This window comes from Aquabacterium parvum (genome assembly GCF_001447195.1).
GTDB classification, from domain to species: Bacteria; Pseudomonadota; Gammaproteobacteria; order Burkholderiales; family Burkholderiaceae_C; genus Aquabacterium; species Aquabacterium parvum.
The window spans coordinates 213,806-238,976 of the sequence record NZ_LFRI01000341.1 but is presented as its reverse complement, the minus strand read 5'-3'; the positions used below and the strand labels follow the sequence as shown (position 1 = coordinate 238,976).

General features: G+C 65.2%; 24 protein-coding genes. 18 read left to right on the top strand and 6 right to left on the bottom strand.

Features of this window, described 5'->3' with window-relative positions; genetic code table 11:
• Positions 1–29 precede the first annotated feature (29 nt).
• Positions 30–1,073, top strand: coding sequence for a GGDEF domain-containing protein (locus ABG80_RS12545; protein ID WP_152987613.1), 1,044 nt, complete (start codon positions 30–32; stop codon positions 1,071–1,073).
• Between the two features lie 4 nt (positions 1,074–1,077).
• Here ABG80_RS12545 and ABG80_RS12540 read toward each other — a convergent pair whose 3' ends face one another.
• On the bottom strand, positions 1,078–2,598 hold the full coding sequence (locus ABG80_RS12540) for a cryptochrome/photolyase family protein (protein ID WP_058087958.1): 1,521 nt from the start codon (positions 2,596–2,598) through the stop codon (positions 1,078–1,080).
• A gap of 41 nt (positions 2,599–2,639) precedes the next feature.
• Between ABG80_RS12540 and ABG80_RS12535 the strand changes: the two genes are divergently transcribed.
• From ABG80_RS12535 to ABG80_RS12470, 14 genes are all read left to right on the top strand, one after another.
• Positions 2,640–3,236, top strand: a complete 597-nt coding sequence (locus ABG80_RS12535; protein WP_058087957.1) for a YqgE/AlgH family protein — start codon at positions 2,640–2,642, stop codon at positions 3,234–3,236.
• Entirely contained in the window at positions 3,233–3,685 is a 453-nt protein-coding gene (ruvX, locus tag ABG80_RS12530) for a Holliday junction resolvase RuvX (RefSeq protein WP_058087956.1), read from the top strand. Before ABG80_RS12535 ends, ruvX begins: the two co-directional genes overlap by 4 nt.
• On the top strand, positions 3,682–4,194 hold the full coding sequence (pyrR, locus tag ABG80_RS12525) for a bifunctional pyr operon transcriptional regulator/uracil phosphoribosyltransferase PyrR (RefSeq protein ID WP_058087955.1): 513 nt from the start codon (positions 3,682–3,684) through the stop codon (positions 4,192–4,194). Before ruvX ends, pyrR begins: the two co-directional genes overlap by 4 nt.
• Positions 4,194–5,177 (top strand): aspartate carbamoyltransferase catalytic subunit, encoded by a 984-nt coding sequence (locus ABG80_RS12520; RefSeq protein ID WP_407638754.1) that lies wholly within the window; start codon positions 4,194–4,196, stop codon positions 5,175–5,177. Before pyrR ends, ABG80_RS12520 begins: the two co-directional genes overlap by 1 nt.
• On the top strand, positions 5,174–6,523 hold the full coding sequence (locus ABG80_RS12515) for a dihydroorotase (protein ID WP_058087954.1): 1,350 nt from the start codon (positions 5,174–5,176) through the stop codon (positions 6,521–6,523). Before ABG80_RS12520 ends, ABG80_RS12515 begins: the two co-directional genes overlap by 4 nt.
• 13 nt (positions 6,524–6,536) lie before the next feature.
• Positions 6,537–7,352 (top strand): lysophospholipid acyltransferase family protein, encoded by an 816-nt coding sequence (locus tag ABG80_RS12510; protein WP_058087953.1) that lies wholly within the window; start codon positions 6,537–6,539, stop codon positions 7,350–7,352.
• Positions 7,353–7,528: 176 nt separating this feature from the next.
• A complete protein-coding gene (locus ABG80_RS12505) occupies positions 7,529–8,923 on the top strand; it encodes a hypothetical protein (protein ID WP_058087952.1) in 1,395 nt (464 codons plus the stop codon).
• Between the two features lie 26 nt (positions 8,924–8,949).
• Positions 8,950–9,381, top strand: coding sequence for a type 2 periplasmic-binding domain-containing protein (locus ABG80_RS12500; protein WP_058088178.1), 432 nt, complete (start codon positions 8,950–8,952; stop codon positions 9,379–9,381).
• A gap of 115 nt (positions 9,382–9,496) precedes the next feature.
• Positions 9,497–10,714 carry a DesA family fatty acid desaturase gene (locus ABG80_RS12495; protein WP_058087951.1) on the top strand — a complete coding sequence of 406 codons (1,218 nt, stop codon included), beginning with the start codon at positions 9,497–9,499 and terminating at the stop codon, positions 10,712–10,714.
• A gap of 190 nt (positions 10,715–10,904) precedes the next feature.
• Positions 10,905–13,214: an Hpt domain-containing protein gene (locus ABG80_RS12490; RefSeq protein WP_058087950.1), complete on the top strand. Its 2,310-nt coding sequence runs from the start codon at positions 10,905–10,907 to the stop codon at positions 13,212–13,214.
• Positions 13,215–13,298: 84 nt separating this feature from the next.
• The gene (locus ABG80_RS12485) at positions 13,299–14,024 is read left to right on the top strand and encodes a methyl-accepting chemotaxis protein (protein WP_083506057.1); all 726 of its coding nucleotides are present in this window, start codon (positions 13,299–13,301) and stop codon (positions 14,022–14,024) included.
• Between the two features lie 5 nt (positions 14,025–14,029).
• Complete coding sequence (locus ABG80_RS12480) at positions 14,030–14,584, top strand: hypothetical protein (RefSeq protein ID WP_058087949.1); 555 nt, start codon at positions 14,030–14,032, stop codon at positions 14,582–14,584.
• Positions 14,585–14,612: 28 nt separating this feature from the next.
• A complete protein-coding gene (locus ABG80_RS12475) occupies positions 14,613–15,584 on the top strand; it encodes a chemotaxis protein CheX (RefSeq protein ID WP_058087948.1) in 972 nt (323 codons plus the stop codon).
• A gap of 30 nt (positions 15,585–15,614) precedes the next feature.
• A complete protein-coding gene (locus tag ABG80_RS12470; RefSeq protein ID WP_058087947.1) occupies positions 15,615–15,983 on the top strand; it encodes a response regulator in 369 nt (122 codons plus the stop codon).
• A gap of 29 nt (positions 15,984–16,012) precedes the next feature.
• On the opposite strand, the gene fabI is transcribed toward ABG80_RS12470, so the two are convergent.
• From fabI to trxB, 4 genes are all read right to left on the bottom strand, one after another.
• Positions 16,013–16,795 carry an enoyl-ACP reductase FabI gene (gene fabI / locus ABG80_RS12465; protein WP_058087946.1) on the bottom strand — a complete coding sequence of 261 codons (783 nt, stop codon included), beginning with the start codon at positions 16,793–16,795 and terminating at the stop codon, positions 16,013–16,015.
• Positions 16,796–16,905: 110 nt separating this feature from the next.
• On the bottom strand, positions 16,906–17,076 hold the full coding sequence (gene rpmG, locus ABG80_RS12460; RefSeq protein WP_058087945.1) for a 50S ribosomal protein L33: 171 nt from the start codon (positions 17,074–17,076) through the stop codon (positions 16,906–16,908).
• Positions 17,077–17,090: 14 nt separating this feature from the next.
• Positions 17,091–17,324, bottom strand: a complete 234-nt coding sequence (rpmB, locus tag ABG80_RS12455) for a 50S ribosomal protein L28 (protein WP_058087944.1) — start codon at positions 17,322–17,324, stop codon at positions 17,091–17,093.
• Between the two features lie 259 nt (positions 17,325–17,583).
• Positions 17,584–18,540, bottom strand: a complete 957-nt coding sequence (gene trxB / locus ABG80_RS12450) for a thioredoxin-disulfide reductase (RefSeq protein WP_058087943.1) — start codon at positions 18,538–18,540, stop codon at positions 17,584–17,586.
• A 288-nt stretch (positions 18,541–18,828) separates the two neighbouring features.
• Between trxB and ABG80_RS12445 the strand changes: the two genes are divergently transcribed.
• The 3 genes from ABG80_RS12445 (at position 18,829) to lolA (ending at position 22,913) form a co-directional block, all read left to right on the top strand.
• The gene (locus ABG80_RS12445; protein ID WP_058087942.1) at positions 18,829–19,500 is read left to right on the top strand and encodes a Crp/Fnr family transcriptional regulator; all 672 of its coding nucleotides are present in this window, start codon (positions 18,829–18,831) and stop codon (positions 19,498–19,500) included.
• A 289-nt stretch (positions 19,501–19,789) separates the two neighbouring features.
• Positions 19,790–22,075 (top strand): DNA translocase FtsK, encoded by a 2,286-nt coding sequence (locus ABG80_RS12440; protein WP_235513855.1) that lies wholly within the window; start codon positions 19,790–19,792, stop codon positions 22,073–22,075.
• 151 nt (positions 22,076–22,226) lie between these two features.
• On the top strand, positions 22,227–22,913 hold the full coding sequence (gene lolA / locus ABG80_RS12435) for an outer membrane lipoprotein chaperone LolA (RefSeq protein ID WP_058087940.1): 687 nt from the start codon (positions 22,227–22,229) through the stop codon (positions 22,911–22,913).
• A gap of 129 nt (positions 22,914–23,042) precedes the next feature.
• Here lolA and ABG80_RS12430 read toward each other — a convergent pair whose 3' ends face one another.
• Positions 23,043–25,007, bottom strand: coding sequence for a DEAD/DEAH box helicase (locus tag ABG80_RS12430; RefSeq protein WP_083506092.1), 1,965 nt, complete (start codon positions 25,005–25,007; stop codon positions 23,043–23,045).
• Positions 25,008–25,171 lie beyond the last annotated feature (164 nt).

The following is a 25,171-nucleotide window of genomic DNA, read 5'->3' as shown; positions in this document are numbered from 1 at the left end:
CTTCAGACATCCCTGCGCCAGCCCCGGCCATGGATGACGCCATCTCCCACCTCGCTGCGCTGACCGCCCAGCGGGACAGGGAGTTGTTGGACGTCACCCTGGCCCAGGGCGTGCTGGATTTGCTGGGCTCGGTCAGCGTGGGGGTGCACCGCCTCATTGGCCGCGAGGACGAGGTACGGCGCTGGTTGTGCTGTGGCCTGGCTCGCAAGGGCCAGATCGCGGTCTCCGACCCGTCCTGGGTCGACCTGCACACCTTGCCGCTGGAGGCCGACCACCCCTTGCGCGCCAAGGCCCTGGCCTCTCGCCTTTCCGAGCAGAGCGGCCCCGACTCAGGGCAGCCCGGGCACCTGATGGTCATGCCCCTGCCTGTCGAGGTGGGCTTGCCCGGTGTGCTGGAGGTCCATTCGGACGAGCCCTTGTCCGTGCGAGCACAGCGCACGATCCAGACGGTTCTGAAGGTGTTTGGCAACTTCCAGAACTTGCTGGAGTCCAGTCAGCGTGACGCGCTGACAGCGCTGCTGAACCGGCAGACTTTTGACGCGACCTTCCTGAAGGCCTCGATGCCGGTGACCGAGCGTGGCGCCGATCACGCCGAGGGCGAGCGTCGTCACAGTGACTCGTCTGGCTATTGGCTGGGCGTTGTGGACATCGACCACTTCAAACGCGTCAACGACGGCTTCGGGCACCTCATCGGTGACGAGGTGCTGGTGCTGGTCGCGCGCATCATGCGCCAGACCTTCCGCCACCACGACCGGCTCTATCGCTTTGGCGGTGAAGAGTTCGTCATCTTGCTGCGCGGCGGCAGCGAAGAGGACGCCTTGGGGGCCTTCGAGCGCTTTCGCCTCAACGTGGCGCAGTACCCGTTTCCGCAGGTGCAGAACGTCACCGTCAGCGTGGGCTTCACCGAGGTGCGCCACCAGGACACCCCCAACGTGGCCTTCGCGAGGGCCGACCAGGCCGTCTACCGTGCCAAGCACCAGGGACGCAACCAGGTGCTCAGCCACGAGGGACTGGTTCGCGCTGGCGTGCTGGCCTCGCCCGAGGCGCACATCGGCGACGTCGAACTGTTCTGAGCGCTCAGGGCTTGCGTGCCGGCTTGGCTGGGGCCTCGGCTTTGACCACGGCGTAACGATCCAGCGTCAGCAGGCGGGCCTCATCGTGCTGCACGATGGGCTGAGGGTAGTCGCGCCCGATCACCACGTCTTCGGCAGCGGCCAGGTCGGCAGGGCGAGCCAGCCAGGGCGCGTGCAGGGCGTTGTCGGGCAGCTTGGCCAGCTCGGGCACGTAGCGGCGGATGAACTTGCCCTGCGGGTCGAATTTCTCGCTCTGGCTGATGGGGTTGAAGATGCGGAACCAGGGTTGCGCATCGCAGCCCGATGAAGCCGCCCACTGCCAGCCGCCGTTGTTGGCGGCCAGGTCAAAGTCCAGCAGCTTCTCGGCGAAATAGGCTTCGCCGCGCCGCCAGTCGATGCCAAGGTCCTTGATCAGGAAGCTGGCGGTGACCATGCGCAGCCGGTTGTGCATGTAGCCGGTCTGGTTGAGCTGGCGCATGGCCGCGTCCACCAGGGGGTAGCCGGTGCGGCCTTCGCACCAGGCCGCGAAATGGGCGTCGGCCTGCTTGCCCTTGGCCCACTTGATCTTGTCGTACTCGCGCCGGTAGGCATGGCCGACCACGTGCGGGTGGTGGTGCAGGATCTGGTGATAGAAATCGCGCCAGATCAGCTCCGACAGCCACACCTGCGCGCCAGCCGAGCCGCGCTGGCTGCGCTGCCAGGCCAGGTCGGCCAGCTCGCGGATGGACACCGTGCCAAAGCGCAGGTGGGTCGAGAGGTAACTCGGGCCTTTGACGCCGGGGTAGTCGCGCAGTTCGTCGTAGCGGTCGATGCGGCCCAGGAAGTCGTCCAGCAGGGCGCGCGCGCCACTCATGCCAGCGGGCACCTTGAGGTCTTCCACGGGCTCGAAGCCGATGTCGCCCAGCGTGGGCACGTGGTCCTGCTCGCTTGGACAGACGGCCGGCGGGATGGGCGCCAGGTGCGCCGCGTACTTCTCGACCGGGTAGGGCTTGACGTAGAAGGGCTCGATCTTCTTGAGCCAGGCGTTCTTGTAGGGCGTGAAGACGCCATATGGCGTGCTGTTGCCGGTCAGCACCTCGTTGCGTTCGAAGACAACGTGGTCCTTGAGGGTGTAGAGCGCCGCGCCGATGTCGCTGAGCTTGCCGCGCACCTGGGCGTCGCGAGCCAGGGCGTCGGGATCGTCGTCGTGGTTGGCGTAGACGGCCTGCACGCCCAGCTCGGCGGCCAGTTTCGGGATTTCCACACGGGCGCTGCCCTGTCGCACGATCAGCCCCGCGAGGGAGGGCGAAGGGGCGCCCACCTGCCGCGCCAAGTCTCGCAAGCCGGTGTCCAGCTCCACCAGCGAGTCGCGGATGAACGCCACGCGCCGATCCTGCCGGGGCAGGGTGGCCAGGATGTCGCTGTCAAAGACGAAGGTGCACCACACCCGCTGGGCGTTTTTCAGGGCATGGAAGAGGGCGGCGTGGTCGTGGTGACGAAGGTCGCGGCGGAACCAGACCAGGGCTGAGGTGTGGACGTCGGGCATGGGGGGGAGGTGAAGCAGGGGCGGCGGCGTAAAATCATGACATGTCTGCAGGCTCCCCATCTTCCCGCACCATCGACCTGACCGATCAGTTCCTCATCGCCATGCCCAGCATGCGCGACGACAACTTCGCCGGCGCGGTCGTTTACCTGTGCGAGCACAACGCCAATGGCGCCCTTGGGCTGGTGATCAACCGCCCGACCGAGTTGCCTTTGCAGGAGCTCTTCGAGAAGGTCGACCTCAAGCTCGAGCGCCCCGACCTGGCTGACGAGCCGGTGTATTTCGGCGGCCCGGTTCAGACCGAGCGAGGTTTTGTCCTGCACGACCGCCTGGACGAAGAGGGCGGCCATTACAACTCCACGCTCAAGATTGGCGCGGCAGGCCTGGAGATGACCACCTCCCGCGATGTGCTCGAGGCCCTTGCTGGGGGTGCCGGCCCCAAGCGCGTCTTCGTCACCCTGGGCTACTCGGGCTGGAGCGCCGGGCAGCTCGAAGACGAAATTTCTCGCAACGGCTGGCTGACCGTCAAAGCCCAACCCGAAGTCATCTTCGACACCCCGGTCGAGCAGCGCTATGACAAGGCTTTGTCTCTGTTGGGTGTGGATCGCAACTTCCTGATGGGCGAGGCCGGTCACGCATGAGCGCGGCTTCCACCTCCGCTGCCGTGCTCACCTACCTGGCCTTCGACTACGGCGCCAAGCGCGTGGGCGTGGCCTGCGGCAACAGCCAGACGCGCCAGGCCCAGCCACTTCAGACCATCGCTGCCGAAGGCACCCTGCGCTTCGAGCGCATCGCGCAACTGGTGGCCGAGTGGCAGCCTGCGGCGCTGGTGGTGGGCGTGCCTTTTCACCCCGATGGCGCCGAGCATGACAACACCCTGCGCGCGCGCAAGTTCGGGCGCCAGCTGTGCGGGCGTTTCCACCTGCCCGTGCACGAGGTCGACGAGCGTTATTCGACCACCGAGGCCATCGCCCACGGTGCGCGCGACCTGGACGCCGCCTCGGCCGCCATCCTGCTGCAACAATACTTTGACGCCATGGGTGCTGCCGCCGCAACCGGCGCCGCGCCCCACACCGAAAGGCCCGCGTGAGTTCCACCCCGCACACCCTGCGCCTCGACGCCGAGGCCCTGTACACCAACCTGCTGGACGGCGTGCGCCGCCTGGTCACGGCCGACACCACCTTGGTGGGCGTTTGGTCCGGTGGCGCCTGGCTGGCCGAGCGACTGGCCCGTGACCTGGGTCTGAGCACCCCGCATGGCGTCATCTCTTCGGCCCTGCACCGAGACGACTTCGGCTCGCGCGGCATGAGCTCCACCAAAGGCGCCACGCACCTGCCCTTCGAGGTCGAAGGCCGCCACATCCTGCTGATCGACGACGTGCTCTACACCGGTCGCACCACGCGCGCCGTCATCAACGAGCTGTTCGATTTCGGTCGTCCTGCCAGCGTCACCCTGGCCGTGCTGGTCGACCGAGGCGGGCGCCAGTTGCCCATCGAGCCGGCCTATTCGGCCGCCCGCATCAGCCTGCCCGCCGACGAGCGCGTCTCGCTTGACCGCGCCGATGACGGGCGCTTCCAGTTCCATTTCGAGAAGGTGTGATGAGCACCTCCCTGCCCATGCGCAAACCCCAACGCAACCCGCAGCTCAACGCCCACGGCGAGCTCATCCACCTGCTGTCGACCGAGGGCCTGCCCAAGGCCAACATCCACCAGATCCTGGACACGGCCGAGCAGTTCCTGAGCTTCAACGAGCGCGAGGTCAAGAAGGTGCCGCTGCTGCGCGGCAAGAGCGTCTTCAACCTGTTCTTCGAGAACAGCACGCGCACGCGCACCACGTTCGAGATCGCCGCCAAGCGCCTGAGCGCCGACGTCATCAACCTCGACATCGCGCGTTCATCGGCCTCGAAAGGCGAGAGCCTGCTCGACACCATCGCCAACCTGTCGGCCATGCAGGCAGACATGTTCATCGTGCGCCACAGCGAATCGGGCGCGCCTTACCTGATCGCCCAGCACGTGGCCCCGCACGTGCACGTGGTCAACGCCGGTGACGGCCGCCACGCGCACCCCACGCAGGCGCTGCTGGACATGTACACGATCCGGCACTACAAGAAGGACTTCACCAACCTCACGGTGGCCATCGTGGGCGACATCGTGCACTCGCGCGTGGCCCGCTCCAACATCCACGCACTGACCACGCTGGGCGTGCCCGAAGTGCGTGTGGTCGGTCCGCGCACCCTGGTGCCTGGTGACCTGCGCGAGATGGGTGTGCGCGTGTGCCACAGCCTGGAAGAGGGCATCCGCGGTGCCGACGTCGTCATCATGCTGCGCTTGCAGAACGAGCGCATGAGCGGCGGCATGCTGCCCAGCTCGGGCGAGTTCTTCAAGGAGTTCGGCCTGACGCAAGCCAAGCTGGCGCTGGCCAAGCCCGACGCCATCGTCATGCACCCGGGCCCCATCAACCGCGGCGTCGAGATCGAATCCGCCGTGGCCGATGGCAAGCAAAGCGTCATCCTGCCCCAGGTCACCTTCGGCATCGCGGTCCGCATGGCCGTCATGTCCATCATCGCCGGCAACGAAGCATGAAGATCCTCATCCAACAAGGTCGCCTGGTCGATCCCGCGTCCGGCCTCGACCAGGTCGGCGACCTGGCCATCAGCGCTGGCCGCATCACCGCCATCGGCAACGTTCCGGCCGACTTCGCACCCGACCGCACCATCGACGCCAAGGGCCTGATCGTCGCGCCTGGCCTGGTTGACCTGGCCGCCCGCCTGCGCGAGCCCGGTTACGAGCACGAAGGCATGCTGGAGAGCGAACTGGCCGCTGCCGCCGCAGGTGGCGTGACCAGCGTGGTTTGCCTGCCCGACACCGACCCGACGCTCGACGAGCCCGGCCTGGTCGAGATGCTCAAGCTGCGCGCACGCAAGCTCAGCCGCTGCCGCCTGTTCCCGCTGGGTGCGCTCACGCGCGGCCTCAAGGGCGAGAACCTCACCGAAATGGCCGAGCTCAACGAAGCCGGCTGCGTCGGCTTCTCGCAGGCCGAGGCGCCCGTGCAGAACACCCAGGTGATGCAACGTGCGCTTCAGTACGCCGCCACCTTTGGCTACACCGTCTGGCTGCGCCCGAACGACGGCTGGTTGGGCAAGGGCGTGGCCGCCAGCGGTTCTGTGGCCACCCGCCTGGGCCTGTCGGGCGTGCCGGTCGCCGCCGAGACCATCGCCCTGCACACCATCATCGAGCTGGTGAGGGCCACCGGCGCACGCGTGCACCTGTGCCGCCTGAGCAGCGCCGCCGGCGTCGAGTTGGTGCGCCAGGCCAAGGCCCAGGGCCTGCCCATCACGGCGGATGTCAGCATCAACTCGCTGCTGCTGACCGACATCGACATCGGCTACTTCAACCCCTCGATGCGCGTGAGCCCGCCGCTGCGCCAGGTGCGCGACCGCGACGCCCTGCAGGCCGCCCTGGCCGACGGCACGCTCGACGCGCTGGTCTCTGACCACACCCCCGTCAGCGAAGACGAGAAGACGCTGCCCTTCGGCGAAGCCGAGCCCGGCGCCACCGGCCTGGAGCTGCTGCTGAGCCTGGCCCTGAAGTGGTCGGGGGCCGACGCCACCGACTCGCCCGACGCCGCCAGCCTGCGCCGCGCCCTCTCGGTCGTCACGCAGGGCCCGGTCAAGGTGCTGGGCGACTCGCTTGGCTCTCTGGCCAGCAGTGCAGGGCGCCTGACCGAAGGCGGCGTGGCCGACATCGTCATCTTCGACCCCGCCACGCGCTGGACGGTGCAGCCCGACGCCCTGGTCAGCCAGGGCAAGCACACGCCCTTTGCCTTCAAGGACACGGGTTTCCAGCTGGCCGGTCGCGTGCGCCTGACCCTGGTGGCAGGACAGGTGGCCCACGAAGCATCCGAAGCCGAGTCTGCCGCCGCAGCCTGAGCACCGCTGCGAGATGTCCCGGGTGCCCCTTCAACAGCATGCCTCTGCCGCCGCGCCCGTTTCCGGGCGCTGGCTGCGCTCGCCCATCGCGGCCTGGCGGCTGACCCGCGCGGTGCTCCACATCCTCTGGGGCGTGGTGCTGGTGCTCACCGTCTGGGACCGGCTCGATGCGCGCCAGCGGCGCGAACGCCACCTCGACTGGTCCAGGAAGCTGGTGAACCGCCTTGGCGTCACGCTGGAGGTGCGCGGCGCGCCTCACCCGTCGGCCAAGCTCGTGGTGGGCAACCACGTTTCCTGGCTGGACATCGTCGCCATCAATTCGGTGATGCCTTCGCGCTTTGTCTCCAAGGCGGAGGTGGCGAGCTGGCCGATCGTGGGGCGCCTGGTGACGGCCGCAGGCACCCTTTACCTGGTGCGCGAACGCCGACGCGACGCCATGCGCGTGCTCGGCCTGATGGCCCAGGCCCTGCGCGACGGCGACACCGTCGCCGTCTTTCCCGAGGGCACGACCGGGCCGGGAGGCCACATCATGCCTTTTCACGCCAACCTGCTGCAGGCCGCCATCGACGCGCCAGCACCGGTGCAGCCCGTGGTCATCGCCTACCGGGAGCACGGCCATGCGGTCAGCCCCTCGGCCGCGTACGTGGGCGACATCGGGCTGCTGCAATCGCTGTGGATGACCGTCACCGCTCGGCAGTTGGTGGTGCGCGTCGAGTTCCTCGAAGCGCGAACGGTGGCCCATGCCGACCGCCGGGCGCTGTCCGATCACCTCCATCAGGATATGAGTGCCACGTTGCAACGGACGATCTGCGAAAACCCGCAGACGTGACATAAGCCCGTTGTACGACGTCTTATTCGGACAACTCTCGCGGGTTTCAGCCGATAGTCTGAGCACTCCACATCGCGACATTCTTGCGGTGCGGTAACAAAATCCGTCTCTCGGTCAGTGTCAATCACTCGATCCGGGGGTCGAACGCTCAATTCACCCTGATGAGGAGCCCCTCCATGTCCGACAAGACACTGCAGCGCCTGCCCCTGGCGCTCGCCGCCCTGCTGACTTGCGTCAGCGCTCATGCCGATTTCACCTCCGCAGACGGCAAGGCCCGTCTCTCTGGGTTCGGCACCGTGGGTGCCGCCCGCACCAGCACCGACGACGCCCTGTTCAACTACCCAGGGCAGGGTGGTGGCGTGGACAAGCAAATGGGCATGGAGCCTGACACCAAGGTGGGTGTGCAGGGCTCTTACAAGTTCACCAACACCATTTCGGGCACGGCTCAGGTGCTGACCAAGTACCGCGCCTCTGGCCAATACCAGCCCGAGTTCGAATGGGCCTTTGCCAAGTGGCAAGCCATGCCCAGCCTGGCGGTCCGTGCAGGCCGCATCGGCGCCCCGTATTTCATGATCTCCGACTTCCGCGATGTGGGCTACGCCAACACGGCGGTGCGCCCACCCCTGGATGTTTACGGCCAAGTGCCCGTGAGCTCGTTCGATGGTTTGGATGTGTCCTACCAGACCGAGTTGATGGGCGCCAACGTGACCTCGACCATTTGGGGCGGTAGCTCGCGCGCGGAGTTTTCTTCGTCTCTGCGCAGTGGCGCATCGGAGGTCGAGCCCAGCGTCGTCAAGATCAAGAACTCCCTGGGCTTCAACCTGCAAGCCGAGTTTGACAACGGCTTGACGGTGCGCGCGGGGCACGCGGGTGGTGCACTGACCGTTGAGTCGAACACAGCCAACTCGGTCATCAACGGGGCCAATGCCCTGGCGGGCAGCGCGACGCTGCAGGCGCTGGGCTATGGTGCCGCACTGGCTGCCGACGCAGCTGCTGTGCGCGCAGCCCTGACCACCCAAGGCGTCCGAGCAACGTTCTCGGGCATCGGGGCTTCCTACGACCAGGACAACATCGTCTTGTCCGGCGAGTTCACCAAGCGGAAAATCAAAAAGGGCTACATCGCCTCCACCACCGGTTGGTATGCGCTGGGCGGCTACCGTTTCGGCAACATCCTCCCTTATGTGGTGGTCTCCAAGTTGAAAGTGGATGATGCCAATGCGACCCTGCCGAGCTTTGCAGGCTACGCCGCGCTTTCGGCTGGTTTGCCTGGGCAGATTGGTCCAGCCGCTGTGCCTGTGCTGACCAGCGCTGGCACCGTTCGCGTGGGCACCAATGCCGTGCTGAACACCCAGAAGCTGGAGCAGAAGACCCTGAGCGTCGGTGTGCGTTGGGACGCCACCCGCAGCCTGGCGGTCAAGGCTCAGTTCGATCGCATCACCAAGCCCGCTGGTTCCGACGGTCTGTTCCTGGTCCCCGATCTCGCGGCCGACTTCGCCAAGGGCAACTCGTCCTTCCTCAACACCAAGAAGAACATCAACGTCATCAGCGTCGCTGTTGACTTCGTGTTCTGAGCTTGATCTGGAAGGAGAAACACATCATGCAAAAGACAAACCTCATCAAGTCTCTGGTGCTCGCCGGTCTGGTGACGCTGAGCAATGTGGCTGCGGCCGAAATCGTCGTGATCGTCAACCCCAAGAGCCCTTTGGCTTCGATGACGCCTGACCAGGTCAGCGCCATCTTCATGGGCAAGACCAACACGCTGCCGTCTGGCTCGACCGCCGCCCCGGCCGACCTGCCCGAAGGCAACGCTGCCCGCGACCAGTTCTACAGCAAGGCCGCAGGCAAGTCCTCGTCGCAGGTCAAGGCCACCTGGGCCCGCCTGACCTTCTCCGGCAAGGCCACCCCGCCGAAGGAATTGGGCACCGCTGCCGACGTCAAGAAGTTCGTCGCCAGCAACCCGGACGCCATCGGCTACATCGAAAAATCTGCGGTGGATGGCACGGTCAAGGCGATTTTGTCGCTCGACTGACGCCGTTCGCGGGTTGTCACGCTCCGATCCAGCGTGGCAACCCGCTCATGATCTCGATCACGGATCGCGTGGGTGCAGGCCACTACAATCCGGCACCCGTTGAAAGGTTTTCGAGATGTTTGATTTTTCTTTCCACGATGCCCTGATTCAGTGGGGCATCGGTGGTTTGGTGAATGCCTCGTGGTGGCAGATCGTTCTCTACACGCTGCTTCTCACGCACATCACCATTGCTTCGGTGACGATCTTCCTGCATCGTGCGCAGGCGCATCGGTCACTTGAGCTGCATGCGATCCCCTCGCACTTCTTCCGCTTCTGGCTCTGGTTGACCACCGCCACCGTCACCAAACAATGGGTGGCCGTGCACCGCAAGCACCACGCCAAGTGCGAAACCGCTGAAGACCCCCACAGCCCGGTGGCCCATGGCATCAAGACGGTGTTGCTGCGCGGTCGCGAGCTCTACGCCGCCGAGGCCGCCAACGGCGAAACCCTCAAGAAGTTCGGCCACAACACGCCGGACGACTGGCTCGAGCGCAAGCTCTACACCCCGCGAGCAGTCTGGGGCATCTGGCTGATGTTTGCCATCGACCTCGCCCTGTTCGGCGCCATCGGCATCACCGTGTGGGCGGTGCAAATGGTCTGGATCCCGATCACCGCCGCCGGCATCATCAACGGCCTGGGCCACTGGTGGGGCTACCGCAATTTCGAGGCCGCCGACGCCTCCACCAACGTGTCCCCCTGGGGCATCCTCATCGGTGGCGAAGAGCTGCACAACAACCACCACACCTACCCGACCTCGGCCAAACTGTCGGTCAAGCCTTACGAGTTCGACATCGGCTGGGGCTACATCCGTGGCCTGGAGATGATCGGCCTGGCCAAGGTGCGCAAGACCCCGCCGCGCCTGCAACTCGGTGACGTCAAGCCCGTGGCCGACGCCAAGACCCTGGAGGCCATCGTGGCCAACCGCTATGAGCTGATGGCCGGCTACGCCCGCGAAGTGCGCAGCGCCTGTCAGGCCGAAATGGCCCGCTTGAAAGCCGCTGGCGAGACCAGCGCCGCCTCGCGCCTGGCCCAGGTGCGTCGCTGGATGCACCGAGACGTCGAGCAGATGCCCGCAGGCATGCCCGAGCAGGTGGCCGATGCCTGCGCGCACAACCCCAACCTGGCCAAGCTGATTGCCATGCGCGAAGAGCTGCGGGCGCTGTGGACGCGCACCAATGTTTCCGCCGAGCAACTGGTCGTTGACCTTCAGAGCTGGTGCCAGCGTGCGGAGGCCAGCGGCATTCAGGCGCTGCAGGAGTTCTCGATGAAGTTGCGGGCCGCTCGCGCCACCTGAGTCCGCCCCTTTTCGAGCTTCACGGTCACCGCCCGAGCCACCCGGTTCGGGCGGTTTTTTTTTTCACCTGTTTGGCTGATGGGGCATTTCGTGCAAAAGCCACGTTTCCCTGGCGCTGATCCGTTTCATTTTTTCGCGCAGCTTCCGTAATCTGAACTGACCCTTCGGTAATCAGGACACGGAGCCGCCAGTGCACACCGATACGCTAGACAACAAGACCCCCGCCGCCAACGATGGCCACGCCGACGCGCAAGCAGGCACCGGCCAGGACAGCAACCCCATGCGCAAGATCATCATGATCGTGGGGGTGGCGATCCTGGTGTTCCTGGGGGTGACCACGCTGTCGGTCCAGAAATCGTTCCGAAGCAGCGACCAGCTCACCAGCATCAAGGACCTGTACTTCCCGGTGCTGCAAAAAATCGAGGCCAACATCGTTCGCCTCGACAAGATGGAAGAGTTGTTCATGCGCGCGGTCATGATCGGCGAGACCGATCCGCTCGACGAGGCCGAAGGCTTCTACCAGCAGGCTGACCAGGCGTTGGTCGAGGTCGCCGAGCTCTACCCCGCGCGCAAGGCCGATGTGGAGAACCTGCGCAAGGAGTTCAAGGACTACAACACCCTGGCGAGCTCGACGGCCAAGGCCTTCCTGGACAAGGCCGACATCGACATGCCGACGCAGACCAAGAAGATGGGCGAAGCGCTCAAGCACCTGCGCATGTCCACACAGGTGTTCCGCGACTCCAGCTACGACAACTTCGTCAGCACCCTGGCCGACTCGCAGCAAACCGTCAAGGTCAACCTGTACATGGGCGTGGCCCTGGGTGTGATGAACCTGGCCTTCATGGCAGTGCTGGTCTTCTTTATCCGCAACAACCTGCAGATGATGGCCGTGATCGCAGAGCAGAACGCCAGCCTGGAGCGCCGCGTGGCCGAGCGCACCGCCCAGTTGCGCCAGAAAACCAACGACATCCAGGCCATGCTCGAGAACATGCCCCAGGGCGTGATGACGGTGATGCCCGGTGGTGTGATCCACCCCGAGTACTCCGCCTACATGGAGGCCATCTTCGAGACCCAGGACATCGCCGGTGCCAACGTGATGGAGCTGGTTTTCAGCCAGACCAACCTGGGCTCCAACGACCTGTCCCAGGTGGATGCCGCCGTCGGCTCGTGCATCGGCGAAGACATGATGAACTACGAGTTCAACTCGCACCTGCTGGTCACCGAGTTCGAAAAGACCATGCCCAATGGCGCTGTCAAGAGCCTGGAGCTGAGCTGGTCGCCGATCGCCGATGAGAGCGACACGGTCGAAAAACTCATGCTGTGCGTGCGCGATGTCACCGAACTCAAGCGACTGGCCAGCGAGGCGGGTGCGCAAAAGCGCGAGCTGGAAATCATCGGTGAGATCCTGGCGGTCACGCAGGAGAAGTTCCAGGAGTTCATCGAAGGCTCGCGCAAGTTCGTCGAAGAAAACGAGCAGCTCATCCGCCAGGCTCAGGGCAAGGACGCCGACACCATCGGCCTTCTGTTCCGCAACATGCACACCATCAAGGGCAATGCGCGCACCTACGGCCTGCAGCACATGACCAACACCGTGCACGAGACCGAGCAGGCCTACGACGAGCTGCGCAAGGACCCCGAAAAGGAATGGGACGCCCAAGCCCTGCTGGCACAGTTGGCCCAGGTGGGTGCCCTCGTCGAGGAATACCACAAGATCAACGACCACAAGCTGGGTCGCAAGGGACCAGGCCGCCGCGGCAGCGTGGAGCGCTTCCTGATGGTCGAGAAGGACCAGGTCTCCCATGCCATCGAGCTGCTGCGCAAGGCACACCAGGCCGACGCACAGGAGGTGCGCGCCACCCTGGAGAAGGTCAGCCACACCCTGCAGCTCATCGGCACCGAGAAGGTAGAGCACGTGCTCGCCGGCATCGTCGAGTCGCTGCCCTCGCTGGCGCGCGAGCTGGGCAAGGAGCCGCCCAAGGTGGCCATCCAGGACCACGGCATCATGGTTCGCAACCAGGTCACCGGTCTGCTCAAGAACGTGTTCACCCACCTGCTGCGCAACTCCATGGACCATGGCCTGGAGACCGCAGAGACCCGGGTTGCTGCCGGCAAGGCACCTGTTGGTCAGATCTCTCTGGAGTTGGCGGTTCAGGATGGCCAGATGCAGATGCGCCTGCACGATGATGGCCGAGGCCTGGCCGTCGCCAAGATCCGCGCCAAGGCCATCGAGAACGGCGTGCTGGATCCAGCCTCCAACGCGAGCCCAGAAGAGGTGGCCAACCTCATCTTCGCCTCTGGTTTCTCCACCGCCGAGCAGGTCACCGAAGTCTCCGGTCGTGGTGTGGGCATGGACGCCGTGCGTGGCTTCCTGCAGCGCGAGGGTGGTGACGTGGTCATCCGCTTCCGCGGGGGCCAGGACGGCGACGAATGGCGCCCCTTCGAACTGCTGATCTCCCTGCCCGACAAGCATGCTGCCACCGTGCAGCCTCTGGCGGCCTGACGGCGACGCGGTGCTTCAGGAAGCTGTTGCACCCGTCGATAAGACCTCAGGCATCAACATTCAGAAGAAAGAACGAGGCGTGACATGTGGTTGGATCTGGGCATTTCCGCGGTGAGCCTGATCGTTGGCGGCGGTGTGGCCACCTGGTGGTGGCAGCGACGCCAGTCTGCGATCGGCCCCTGCATTCCCGTGGCCGATGTGCAGGCGCGCGAGCAACTGCTGCAGGCCGAGATCAACAACCTGCGAGCCGAGCATGAGCGCCATCAACAGGCGCTCGAGAGCACGCAGGTCAGCTCCCAGCAGGAGCTTGGCCAGCTGCGTGCCAGCCTGGAAGACCAGTTGCACGACGTCAGGTCCGGTGCCGCCGACTCCCGCGAGCGCACCCTGGCCGCGTCCAACCAGTTGGCGGAGTCCATTGAGAAGCTGCTGGGCCTGATCAAGACCTTCGAGCGCTGGCACGAAGACATGAGCGTGCTGCTCACCCACAACCGCGAGATGCACGAGCGCAACGACGAGTTCGCAGCCATCGTGCGTCAGGTGGTGATCGTGGCGCTCAACGCCTCCATCGAGGCCGCGCGCGCGGGTGACATGGGCAAGGGCTTCGCCGTGGTGGCCAACGAGGTGCGCACCCTGGCCAATCGCGCGGAGGCCCTGTCCAAGGACTACCGCAACAACCTCTACAAGAACGACCTGATCACCACCACCACCTTTCAGGACATGCAGGCGGGCGGAAAGATGATCATCGGGGCAGTCACCGAGCTGCAGTTGATCAACAACAAGACCCGTGGCCTCCTCGCCGAGGTCGCCTGACAGCCATGATCAGTCCATCCGCCCGCGAAGCGTTCGAGTTCTTCGCCAAGCAGGCCATCAAAGGCGCGCTGCCGGCATCGCCCGAGGACACGTGCGAGGTCTCGGTGCTGGAGGATGTTTCCCGCATCCAGGGGCAGCGCATCGTCATCCTCACGGTGTCGTCCTACCTGTTCAGGGCGATGACGCTGGTGTACTTCACGCTCGATGCCAAGCTCAAGCAGCACCTGGCGGCCATCAACCGCCGGCCTGTGGACGAGCTCAGCGAAGAAGAGTTCCTGGACGTGTTGGGCGAGGTGGGCAACATCCTTTGCGGCGCGATCAACCGCGACCTGGCCCAGCACTTCCCTTACCTGGGCATGTCCACGCCCAATTTCCTCGATCGCCATTGCATTGACTTCATCGACGAGCTGGGCGCCGGCTTTGTGCGCCACTTCGAGATCGTGGTCAATGACTCCATGAAGCTGTATGCCACCTTGGCTGTCAGTGAATTCGCGGACATCGATTTCCGGGCCGACACCACCGTGGTTGAGGAAAGCCACGGCGAGCTCGAGATGTTCTGACCCCACCCCACCTTGACAGGAATCCCCCATGGTTGAACAAGCTGAACTCATCAGCAAGGTCCTTGTCCTCGATGACGACGACGACGCGCAGCAAAAGATCAGGCAGTTTTGTGATGAGAACAAGCTGGTGTGCGTCAAAGCGACGGCCGCCAACGTGCTCTCGGTGCTCAAGACCAACGTCGACTTGGGGGCCATCTTTCTGTCGGAGACCTACCGAGTGGAAGGCGACAGTGCGCTGGACTTTGCCGAAGAGATCCACGCCGTTCGCCCCGAGCTGCCCATCTTCCTGCGGCGCGAGGCCTTCTCGCACCTGGACGACCTGAGCGAGCGTCAGCAGCGGCTGTTTGCTGCCGCCTACACCTTGACGGACATCGCTCAGCTCAAGGATGTGATCGCGGCAACGATCTTCAGCCTGATGTATCCCAACGCCCTGGTGCGTGGCATCACCGAGATCACGAAGACGGCCCTGGAAAGCCAGTTCAAGAACGTCGAGGTGCTCACCGAGGCGCCTTACATCGTGCGCGATCGCATCATCTACGGCGAGTTGTTCACCCTCATCCCCCTGGAGAGCAACTGGTGCCGTGGCTACATGATGTTCCAGACCGAAGGCGAGCCTGTGGTTCGCCTGGTTGAAGGCGGGCGCACGCACATCGTTCCAGGTGACCACATCGACTTCCGTGACATCAACCACGTCATGGGCGAAGTGACCAACCTCGTGTGGGGCATGTTCAAGAACCGCTACATCTCCTTCGACCCGATCGATGGCCGCCAGTCTCAGGTGCCCATCATCGTCAACCACGCCCACCGCTACATCTCCTTCGGCTCCGAGGACCCCCAGCTGTGCTTCAAGTACCTGCTGGTCGATCCGGACGAGAAGATGCCGCCGCTGGTGCTGTACCAACGCTTCGTCTTCAACCTCAGCTGGACCCCGGAAAAATTCAAGGAAAACGAGGCAGTTGCCGAAGACCTCTTCGAATCCGGAGAGCTCGAACTCTTCTGATGGCTCTGACAAACCCAAAGGTGAACCAACATGGCACAAGTGCTCGTCGTCGATGACTCCGCAACCGTTCGCAACGAAGTCAGTGACTTCCTCAAGGCCAATGGCCTGGACGTGATCACGGCCGTTGATGGCCGGGATGGCCTGACCAAGCTCAAGGGCGACCCCCGCGTCAAGCTGGTGGTCAGCGACGTCAACATGCCCAACATGGACGGCCTGACCATGGCCGAGAAAATCCGTGGTGAGCTGGGCAATGCGGCGGTCAACATCGTGATGCTGACCACCGAGAACACCCCGATCATGAAAGAGCGGGGCAAGGCCGCCGGTGTGAAAGGCTGGATCGTCAAGCCCTTCAAGGGCGACGCCGTGTTGGCCACATTCAAGAAGCTGGCCACCGGCTGATGGACCGGTCGATGGCTGGCTGAACGGCCTCAGGCCATGATGTTCAGCCCGCCATCGATGTAATGCGTCGAGCCGGTGAGGTGTCGGGCCAGGGGACTGGCCAGGTGGGCGCACGTCATGCCCACATCCAAGGTGTCCACCGGCTGCCCCAGCGGGGCTTCGGCCACCGCGTGGGCCAGCAGCACGTCGAACTCCTTGAGCCCCGACGCCGCGCGCGTCGCAATGGGCCCCGGCGAGATGGCGTGCACCCGGATGCCGCGCGGCCCCAGTTCGTGGGCCAGGTAGCGGCAGGCTGACTCCAGCGCAGCCTTGACCGGTCCCATCAGGTTGTAGTTCGGCACCACCTTGTTCGCGCCGTGGTAGCTCATGGCGAACATCGTGCCGCCGTCGCGCATCAGCGGCACCGCACGTCGGGCCAGGCGCAGGAACGAGTGACACGAGATGTCCATGGCCTGCGCGAATCCGGCGGCCGAGCTGGTGAGCAGACCGCCTTGCAGATCGGCCTTCGGGGCGAAGGCGATGGAATGCACCAGCAGATCCAGCTTGCCCCAGCGCTGAGCGATGGCCTCGAAGACCGCGTCAAGCTGGGCCTCGTCGGTCACGTCCAGGGGCATCACGATGTCCGCGCCCACCGATTCGGCCACCGGCAGCACGTGCGTGCGGGCTTTCTCGTTCTGGTAGGTGATCGCGAGGTCGGCGCCGCATTGGCGAAACGCCCTGGCGCAACCGGTGGCGATCGAGGCTTCGTTGGCGACGCCGACCACCAGGGCCTTCTGGCCAAGCAGCAGCGACGAGGGCAGGGTGGGGTCCATGGGGCCTCCGTGTGTTCGAGGCTTCCCATGGTGCATGAAAAAAACCCGCCTGGCTGGATGCCCGGGCGGGTTTTTTGCGGGAGTGCCAGCCACCAGGGGCTGGCGCTGAATCACTTCAGCTTCACTTCCTTGTAGGCGACGTGCTTGCGCGCCTTGGGGTCGAACTTCATGAATTCCAGCTTTTCGGGCGTGGTCTTCTTGTTCTTGCTGGTCGTGTAGAAGTGGCCGGTGCCCGCAGTGGATTCCAGCTTGATCTTTTCGCGTCCGCCTTTTGCAGCCATGGTGTTCTCCTAGATTACAGTTCGCCGCGAGCGCGCAGGTCCGACAGGACCTGGTCGATGCCGACTTTGTCGATCAGGCGCAGAGCGGCGGTGCTGATGCGCAGGCGCACCCAGCGGTTCTCGCTCTCGACCCAGAAACGGCGGTACTGCAGGTTGGGCAGGAAACGACGCTTGGTCTTGTTGTTGGCGTGGGAAACATTGTTCCCGGACATCGGGCCCTTGCCCGTGACTTGACAGACGCGTGCCATGACGCTTCTCCGTTCGCTTGGTATGCACCACCGAGGTGATGCTGATGTTGCGGTGGCCAGTGTGCAGAGCAGGGGTTCGGTCTGTTGGGCCGGACCCTGGTTCACACCCTTCCGAAACGGGCCTGGTGCATCGACGAGATCGACGCCTCAAGCCATGGCTTCGGGACGAATTTTGCAAAAACCAAGATTATAGACAGATTCCGGCCGTTTGGCAAAGTCTGCGTGATCTCTGGTTCCGCGGGGCGCCGCCCCAAGGGGGTCAGCCGGCGTTTTGCTCCAGGAAGCGCTGGGCGTCGAGGGCGGCCATGCAGCCCGTGCCAGCGCTGGTGATGGCCTGGCGGTAGACGTGGTCCTGCACGTCGCCGGCGGCGAACACGCCCGGCACGCTGGTCATCGTGGCAAAGCCTTCGTGGCCGCCGCGGGTGATGATGTAGCCGTCCTTCATCTCCAGCTGGCCCTTGAAGATGTCGGTGTTGGGCGAGTGGCCGATGGCGATGAAACAGCCCTTGAGCTCGATGTCCTTGGTGCTGCCGTCGGTGGTGTTCTTCAGGCGCACACCCGTCACGCCGCTCTGGTCGCCCAGCACCTCGTCAAGCACGTTGAAGAGGTGCAGCTCGATCTTGCCGGCGGCGACCTTTTCCTGGACCTTGTCGATCATGATGGCTTCGGCGCGGAACTTGTCGCGGCGGTGAATCAGGTGCACCTTGCTGGCGATGTTCGACAGGTACAGCGCTTCTTCGACGGCGGTGTTGCCGCCGCCGACCACGCAGACCACCTGGTCGCGATAGAAAAAGCCGTCGCAGGTGGCGCAGCCGCTCACGCCGCGGCCCATGAAGGCTTCTTCAGAGGGCAGTCCCAGGTACTTGGCCGAGGCGCCGGTGGCGATCACCAGCGTGTCGGCGGTGTAGGTGCCGGCGTCGCCCTTGAGCGTGAAGGGGCGCTTGGACAGGTCGACTTCGTTGATGTGGTCGAACACCATGCTGGTCTTGAAGCGCTCGGCATGCTCCATGAAGCGCTGCATCAGCTCCGGGCCTTGCACGCCGTGCACATCGGCTGGCCAGTTGTCCACCTCGGTCGTGGTCATCAGCTGGCCGCCTTGGGCCATGCCGGTCACCAGGGTGGGCTGCAGGTTGGCGCGGGCGGCGTAGATGGCGGCCGTGTAGCCGGCGGGGCCGGAACCGAGGACGAGGACTTTGCTGTGGTTGTTGGTGCTCATGACGGGCTTTCGTGCGCTTTCAGGGCTCTGTCTGGGTGTTCAGGTGCGGATTCTCGCCCAGCCGGGTGGGACGGGCGCGAACTGTGCGGGATTCACGGCGCTGTTCGGTGCATGCCTCTTGGGCGGACCTCCATAAAGTGCTAAAAAATCCCGCGCCGCTGCCGAAAATTGTAGGGACAGGTTGTTTGTCACACCGTTGCAGGTGGCATTTGTCCACCTGATCACACCCGACACACTCGCATCAGATGGGGCCACAGCCCCTTCTCACAACCCGCTGAAGGAGCCGCCATGGCCATGTTGTCCAACCTCGACCTGATCCGTCGCGTGCCGCTGTTTTCGATGCTCACGCAGGCCCAGGCCGAAGCCATCGCCGAAGGAGTGGTCAAGCGCCGCTACCGCCGCGGCGAGCTGATCGTCGAACGCGGTCGCAAAACCAACGCCCTGTTCATCCTGCTGACCGGGCGTGCCCGCGTCGTGGCGTCTGATGAGCGTGGCCGCGAAGTCATCCTGGCCGTGCTCGAAGCAGGCGACTACCTGGGCGAGATGAGCCTGATCGACAACGAGCCCCATTCCGCCACCGTCCGCGCCGAGGTGCAGACCGATGTGCTGGTGCTGGGCCGTGCCGAATTCGCCCGCTGCCTGCCCGAAAACTCCTCGCTGTCGTACGCCATCCTGCGTGGCCTGGTTCAGCGCCTGCGCAACGCCGACCGCCAGATCGAATCGCTGGCCCTGCTGGATGTGTACGGCCGCGTGGCCCGCGCCCTGCTCGACATGGCCGACGAGGACGCCGGCGAGAAGATCATCCGCGGCAAGGTGTCGCGCCAGGACCTGGCCAAGCACGTGGGCGCGTCCCGCGAGATGGTCTCCCGGGTGATGAAGGACCTCGAGGAGCGGGGCCTGATCGAAACCCAGGACTCTGGCAGCGTGGTCCTCAAGGACCGGCTGGCCGCGACGGCCTGACCTTTTACCTGCTGTCAGTCGGTCGCCGGCTGCGGCGACCCCGGCAGTCTGCCAACGCCTCCCTCGTGGAGGCGTTGGCATGTCGGCAGGGCAAGGTGAGCTTTTGCCCCAAAATGGGCGCATGACATTTCCCCTGGGTTCCCTGCAGTCAGATGCCCCTGCCACCCCCCGTCCGTCAGGGCGGGGCGAGGCGCCTCCTGGTGGCCGCGTTGGCTCTCGCCTTTCCCGACCGGCGGTGCCGGAGCCGGTCGATGTGCCGGTGGCGCCAGAGCACACCTTGCGCTTCCAGATGGCTTTGTTGTTTGGCGGTGTGGTCTGGTTGTTGACCTTGCTGGCCCTGATCAGCCACCACCGGCTGGATGCCGCTTTCACCACCTCGGGCCAGCACCAGGAGGTGCGCAATTGGGTGGGCGCGCTGGGGGCTCATGCTTCTGATCTGGCCTACCTGCTGTTCGGCTTGTCGGCTTGGTGGTTGCTGGTGATCGGCGCCCGGGCCTGGCTGGGGGCCCTGGCCCGCTGGCTGCGTCGTGACGACGCCCTGGCCAGCGGAGGGTCCGAGCCTGCTGTGCCTGCCTGGCGGATCTGGCTGGGCCTGGTGATGCTGATGTCGGCGAGTTGCTCGCTGGAGTGGTCGCGCCTGTACAAGCAGGAAGCAGCCTTGGCTGGCGAGCACGCCGGCGGGGTGCTGGGCTACACGCTGGGCAAGCTGAGCACCACCTGGCTGGGATTCAATGGCTCGGGCGTGTTCTGGATCGCCGTGCTGGTGGCGGGGCTGTCGCTGGCGCTGCGCTTTTCCTGGCTGGACCTCGCCGAGCGCATCGGCGAGCGCGTCGATGCCCTGCGCGAGCGCCGCGAGGCCAAGCGCGAGGTCGAGCAAGACCTGCGCATCGGCGAGCAGGCCACCATCGAGCGCGAGCGCGTGTTCGAAGAGGTGCGCCACGATCTGCCCCTCGAGCCCATCCCACTGATCATCGAGCAGCCTGTGGTCGAGGTGCCCAAGTCCACGCGCGTGGTCAAGGAAAAGCAAAAGCCGCTGTTCGCCGACATGGGCGACAACAAGTTGCCGCAGATCGACCTGCTGGACGCCGCCCCGGGTCGCATGGAAACCGTGACGGCCGAGTCCCTGGAGATGACCTCTCGCATGATCGAGAAGAAGCTCAAGGACTTCGGCGTCGAGGTGCGCGTGGTCGCTGCCTCGCCGGGCCCGGTCATCACGCGCTACGAAATCGAGCCGGCCACCGGTGTGAAGGGCTCGCAGATCGTCAACCTGGCCAAGGACCTGGCGCGTTCGCTGTCGTTGGTGTCCATCCGCGTGGTCGAGACCATCCCGGGCAAGAACCTGATGGCGCTGGAGTTGCCCAACGCCAAGCGCCAGATGATCCGCCTGACCGAGATCCTGGGCTCTCAGGTCTACCACGATGCGCAGTCGATGCTGACCATCGGCCTGGGCAAGGACATCGTCGGCGCGCCCGTGGTGGCCGACCTGGCCAAGATGCCGCACTGCCTGGTGGCCGGCACCACCGGCTCGGGTAAATCGGTGGGCATCAACGCCACCATCCTGTCCTTGCTCTACAAGGCCGAGGCGCGCGACGTGCGCCTCATCCTGATCGACCCGAAGATGCTTGAAATGAGCGTCTACGAAGGCATCCCGCACCTGCTGTGCCCGGTCGTGACCGACATGAAGCTGGCCGGCAACGCGCTGAACTGGGCGGTGGGCGAGATGGAGCGCCGCTACAAGCTCATGAGCAAGATGGGCGTGCGCAACCTGGCGGGCTACAACAAGAAGATGGACGAGGCCAAGGCGCGTGGCGAGCTGGTGCCCAACCCCTTCAGCCTCACGCCTGATTCGCCCGAGCCGCTCGAGCGCCTGCCACACGTCGTCATCGTGATCGACGAACTCGCCGACCTGATGATGGTGGTGGGCAAGAAGATCGAAGAGCTGATCGCGCGCCTGGCGCAAAAAGCCCGTGCCGCCGGCATCCACCTGATTCTGGCGACGCAGCGGCCTTCGGTCGATGTCATCACCGGCCTGATCAAGGCGAACATCCCGACGCGCATTTCTTTCCAGGTCTCCAGCAAGATCGACAGCCGCACCATCCTCGATCAGATGGGCGCCGAGGCGCTGCTGGGGCAGGGCGACATGCTCTACATGGCCTCGGGCACCGGCCTGCCGATGCGCGTGCACGGCGCCTTCGTGTCCGACGAAGAAGTGCACCGCGTGGTCGAGTACCTCAAGACGCAGGGCGAGCCCAACTACATCGAAGGCATCCTCGAAGGCGGCAGCCTTTCAGATGAAGGCAGCAACCTCGACGGCTCGCCCATGGGCGGCGGCGATGGCGAGCAGGACCCGATGTACGACAACGCCGTGGCCGTGGTGCTGCAGCACCGCAAGGCCTCGATCTCGCTGGTGCAGCGCCACCTGCGAATCGGCTACAACCGCGCCGCGCGCCTGCTCGAGCAGATGGAGAAGTCCGGCCTGGTCTCCAGCATGGCGACCAACGGCAACCGCGAGCTCATCGTGCCGCAGCGCGGTGGCGATGGCGGTGCCACGTCGGCGCCCTGGGACGAGAGCTGAGCTAGCTTGTCTCAGTCGAGGGCTTGGCCCCTTTGCTTGGCCCCTTTGCTTGGCAGCGCCAGGCGACGTGAAACAATCGCCTCACCACCTTGAGAACAGACCGCATCCGATGCCGATGACCCAGACCAACGGATCCATTTTTCTGCCCCGGATGAGCGCCACCTCGCGCACCGCGGCCGTGGCAGTCTGCCTTTCGATCGCGTGCGTGGCGACCGCCAGGGCTGACGCCGTGGCGTCGCTGCGCGCTTTCGTCAAAGACGTGCAGAGCGGGCAGGGCAGTTTCGTGCAGACCGTCACCTCACCGGACGGCAAGCGCACACGCAAGTCCGAAGGCACGTTGGCTTTTCAGCGCCCTGACCGATTCCGGTTTGTCTACACGAAGCCGACCGAGCAGGTCATCGTGGGCGATGGCAAGAAGGTCTGGCTCTATGACGCAGACCTCAACCAGGTCACGGTTCGGCCCATGACGCAGGCTGTGGGCGCAACCCCTGCAGCCTTGCTGGCAGGTGGCGCCCTCGAGAGGGACTTTGTCCTCAGCAATGTGGCGACCATCGACGTGCCTGCGTCATCATCGGGTGCGGCGTCCGCGACCCCGACGGCTCAACAGGCAACGTCTGGTCTGAAATGGGTGGAGGCCCGTCCTCGCAACAAGGATGGGCAGTTCCAGTCGGTGCGTGTGGGGTTCCGGCAGGGTCAACTGGCCGAGCTGGAGATCCTCGACAGCTTCGGGCAGCGTTCGCGCCTGACGTTCACACAGCTCGATTCGCGCGCCAAGCTGGCGGCAGATCGCTTCCAGTTCACGCCGCCCAAAGGGGCGGATGTGCTGGAGCAGCCCTGACGATTGCGCTGGCGCAGCCCGTCAGGGCGCTGATTCAGAGGGGGTGATCGATGGGGCGCTGCGAACCGAGGCCGTGCGCACCATCGTGGGCGGTTTCAGTGTGTTCGCCGAAACCGCCGTGGCTGAGGATCAGCCTTCGCGCTTGCCGAAGCCAGGGCGCTTGCCGCCAGCGGGCTTGAAGCCGCCTTTGTTGCCGAAGGGCTTGTCGCCAAAAGGCTTGTCACCAAACGAGCGCTCGCCGAACGACTTTTCGCCAAAGGGCTTGCCACCGAAGGCCTTGCCACCCTTGCCGCCAAACGGCTTGTCACCGAAAGGCTTGTCACCGAACGACTTGCCGGCCGGCTTGTCGAAGGACTTTTTCTCGAAGGGACGGTCGCCGCCGAAGCTGCGCTCACCTTGCGGGCGGTCGCCAAACTGGCGGTCGCCGAAAGGCTTGTTGCCAAACGGCTTGCCGCCGAAAGGCTTGTCACCAAAGGGCTTGTGGCCGAAGTTGCCGCGGTCGTCGAAGCGCTTGCGCTCGCCGCCACCGAAGCCACCACGGTCGCCGCGGTCGTCACGCGGCGCAAAACCACGGTCTTCGGACGGGCCATTGAAGCGTTGGTCCGGACGTGGCTGGAAGCCACGGTCTTCGCGGGGTGCGAAACCACGGTCTTCACGTGGGGCAAAGCCACGCTCGCCACCGCGGTCGTTGCGATCGCCCCAGCCGCCTTCGCGCTTGCCACCGAAGCGGTCGCCACCACCGAAGCCGCCGCCAAAACCACCGCCACGGCGGCCATGGCCGGGCATCGGCTTGTCATGGCGCGGGCCCCGGTCGTTGAACAGCTTGGTTTGCGGCTCCATGCCTTCGATCACCGATTCGGCGATGCGATGGGTGGTGAAGCGCTCGATGCGGCGCAGCATGCCGATGTCGCGGCGCTCGACCAGGGTCACGGCCAGGCCCGAACGACCTGCGCGACCGGTGCGACCAATGCGGTGCACGTAGTCCTCTGCCTTCATGGGCATGCCGTAGTTGATCACGTGGGTGATGGTCGGCACGTCGATGCCGCGAGCGGCCACGTCGGTGGCGACCAGCACGCGCAGCTGGCGCATGCGCAGGCCTTGCAGCACGCGGTTGCGACGGCCTTGCGGCATGCCGCCGTGCAGGGCGGCCACGGCGTGACCCATGTCGGCCAGGCGGTCGGCCAGGATGTCGGCATCGCGCTGCGTGCTGGTGAAGATCACGGCCTGGTCAACGGCCTTGTCGGCCAGCAGGTGGTCCAGCAGCTTGTTCTTGTGCACCAGCGAGTCGGCCATGTGCAGGCGCTGCTCGATGTTGTCGTGGCTGTCCGTGTGCGAGGCCACTTCGATGCTCAAGGCATCGCGGGTCAGGCGCTGAGCCAGCTGGCCGACGTGACCGGCGAAGGTGGCCGAGAACATCAGGGTCTGGCGCTCGGCTGGGGTGGCGTCGGCAATGGCTTCGATGTCATCGATGAAGCCCATGTCCAGCATGCGGTCGGCTTCGTCGAGCACCAGCACTTCGAGGTTGGACAGCACGGCAGCGCCGGTGTTGAGGTGGTCCAGCAGGCGGCCGGGTGTGGCGATCAGCACGTCCAGCGGGCCTTTGAGGGCCTTGAGCTGGTAGCCATAAGGCACGCCGCCCACGATGGTGGCCACGCGCAGGCCTTGCATGTGCTTGCCGTAGGTGGATGCGGCCTTGGCAACCTGCATGGCGAGTTCGCGGGTGGGGGCGAGCACCAGCACGCGGGGGCCGTGCGTCTTGCCCTTGCCGCCCTGGTTGTCGCGGCGCTTGCTGTCGCCGCGGGCGGCGACGATGCGCTCCAGCGCGGGCAGCATGAAGGCGGCCGTCTTGCCGGAGCCGGTGGACGAGGCCACGCGCAGGTCGGCACCGTTCATGGCGGCCGGGATGGCCTTGATCTGAACGCCGGTGGGCTGGGTGTAGCCGGAGTCGGCCAGGGCCTTGCACAGCTCGGGGCTCAGGCCCAGCTCTGCGAAGTTGGGGCCGGTGGGTTCGGCAGCGGTTTCCTGGGTGATTTCGTTGGCCTCGTTGCCATGCGGCAGTTCGGCATCGATGAGGTCACGAGAAGCGTCGGTCATGTTGACATCCAAAGAGAGAGCAGCCCCGCGTCCGCGCAGTTGGCGCGGCAACAACAGGGCCTGCCTGCCGGGCGCAAATGCGCGGCAGGACATGGTGAGTCGCTGGGAACGTGTCCGGACTGCGTGGCGGCCGACGGTCTTGCCGTGGGGCCGGGGTCACGTTG

Bases quoted from the DNA above. Each gene is read 5' to 3' on its own strand.
- ABG80_RS12545 (WP_152987613.1), top strand. From the start codon at position 30: ATGGATGACGCCATCTCCCACCTCGCTGCGCTGACCGCCCAGCGGGAC.
- ABG80_RS12540 (WP_058087958.1), bottom strand. From the start codon at position 2,598: ATGCCCGACGTCCACACCTCAGCCCTGGTCTGGTTCCGCCGCGACCTT.
- ABG80_RS12535 (WP_058087957.1), top strand. From the start codon at position 2,640: ATGTCTGCAGGCTCCCCATCTTCCCGCACCATCGACCTGACCGATCAG.
- ruvX (WP_058087956.1), top strand. From the start codon at position 3,233: ATGAGCGCGGCTTCCACCTCCGCTGCCGTGCTCACCTACCTGGCCTTC.
- ABG80_RS12520 (WP_407638754.1), top strand. From the start codon at position 4,194: ATGAGCACCTCCCTGCCCATGCGCAAACCCCAACGCAACCCGCAGCTC.
- ABG80_RS12515 (WP_058087954.1), top strand. From the start codon at position 5,174: ATGAAGATCCTCATCCAACAAGGTCGCCTGGTCGATCCCGCGTCCGGC.
- ABG80_RS12510 (WP_058087953.1), top strand. From the start codon at position 6,537: ATGTCCCGGGTGCCCCTTCAACAGCATGCCTCTGCCGCCGCGCCCGTT.
- ABG80_RS12505 (WP_058087952.1), top strand. From the start codon at position 7,529: ATGTCCGACAAGACACTGCAGCGCCTGCCCCTGGCGCTCGCCGCCCTG.
- ABG80_RS12500 (WP_058088178.1), top strand. From the start codon at position 8,950: ATGCAAAAGACAAACCTCATCAAGTCTCTGGTGCTCGCCGGTCTGGTG.
- ABG80_RS12495 (WP_058087951.1), top strand. From the start codon at position 9,497: ATGTTTGATTTTTCTTTCCACGATGCCCTGATTCAGTGGGGCATCGGT.
- ABG80_RS12485 (WP_083506057.1), top strand. From the start codon at position 13,299: ATGTGGTTGGATCTGGGCATTTCCGCGGTGAGCCTGATCGTTGGCGGC.
- ABG80_RS12480 (WP_058087949.1), top strand. From the start codon at position 14,030: ATGATCAGTCCATCCGCCCGCGAAGCGTTCGAGTTCTTCGCCAAGCAG.
- ABG80_RS12475 (WP_058087948.1), top strand. From the start codon at position 14,613: ATGGTTGAACAAGCTGAACTCATCAGCAAGGTCCTTGTCCTCGATGAC.
- ABG80_RS12470 (WP_058087947.1), top strand. From the start codon at position 15,615: ATGGCACAAGTGCTCGTCGTCGATGACTCCGCAACCGTTCGCAACGAA.
- fabI (WP_058087946.1), bottom strand. From the start codon at position 16,795: ATGGACCCCACCCTGCCCTCGTCGCTGCTGCTTGGCCAGAAGGCCCTG.
- rpmG (WP_058087945.1), bottom strand. From the start codon at position 17,076: ATGGCTGCAAAAGGCGGACGCGAAAAGATCAAGCTGGAATCCACTGCG.
- rpmB (WP_058087944.1), bottom strand. From the start codon at position 17,324: ATGGCACGCGTCTGTCAAGTCACGGGCAAGGGCCCGATGTCCGGGAAC.
- trxB (WP_058087943.1), bottom strand. From the start codon at position 18,540: ATGAGCACCAACAACCACAGCAAAGTCCTCGTCCTCGGTTCCGGCCCC.
- ABG80_RS12445 (WP_058087942.1), top strand. From the start codon at position 18,829: ATGGCCATGTTGTCCAACCTCGACCTGATCCGTCGCGTGCCGCTGTTT.
- ABG80_RS12440 (WP_235513855.1), top strand. From the start codon at position 19,790: ATGGCTTTGTTGTTTGGCGGTGTGGTCTGGTTGTTGACCTTGCTGGCC.
- lolA (WP_058087940.1), top strand. From the start codon at position 22,227: ATGAGCGCCACCTCGCGCACCGCGGCCGTGGCAGTCTGCCTTTCGATC.
- ABG80_RS12430 (WP_083506092.1), bottom strand. From the start codon at position 25,007: ATGACCGACGCTTCTCGTGACCTCATCGATGCCGAACTGCCGCATGGC.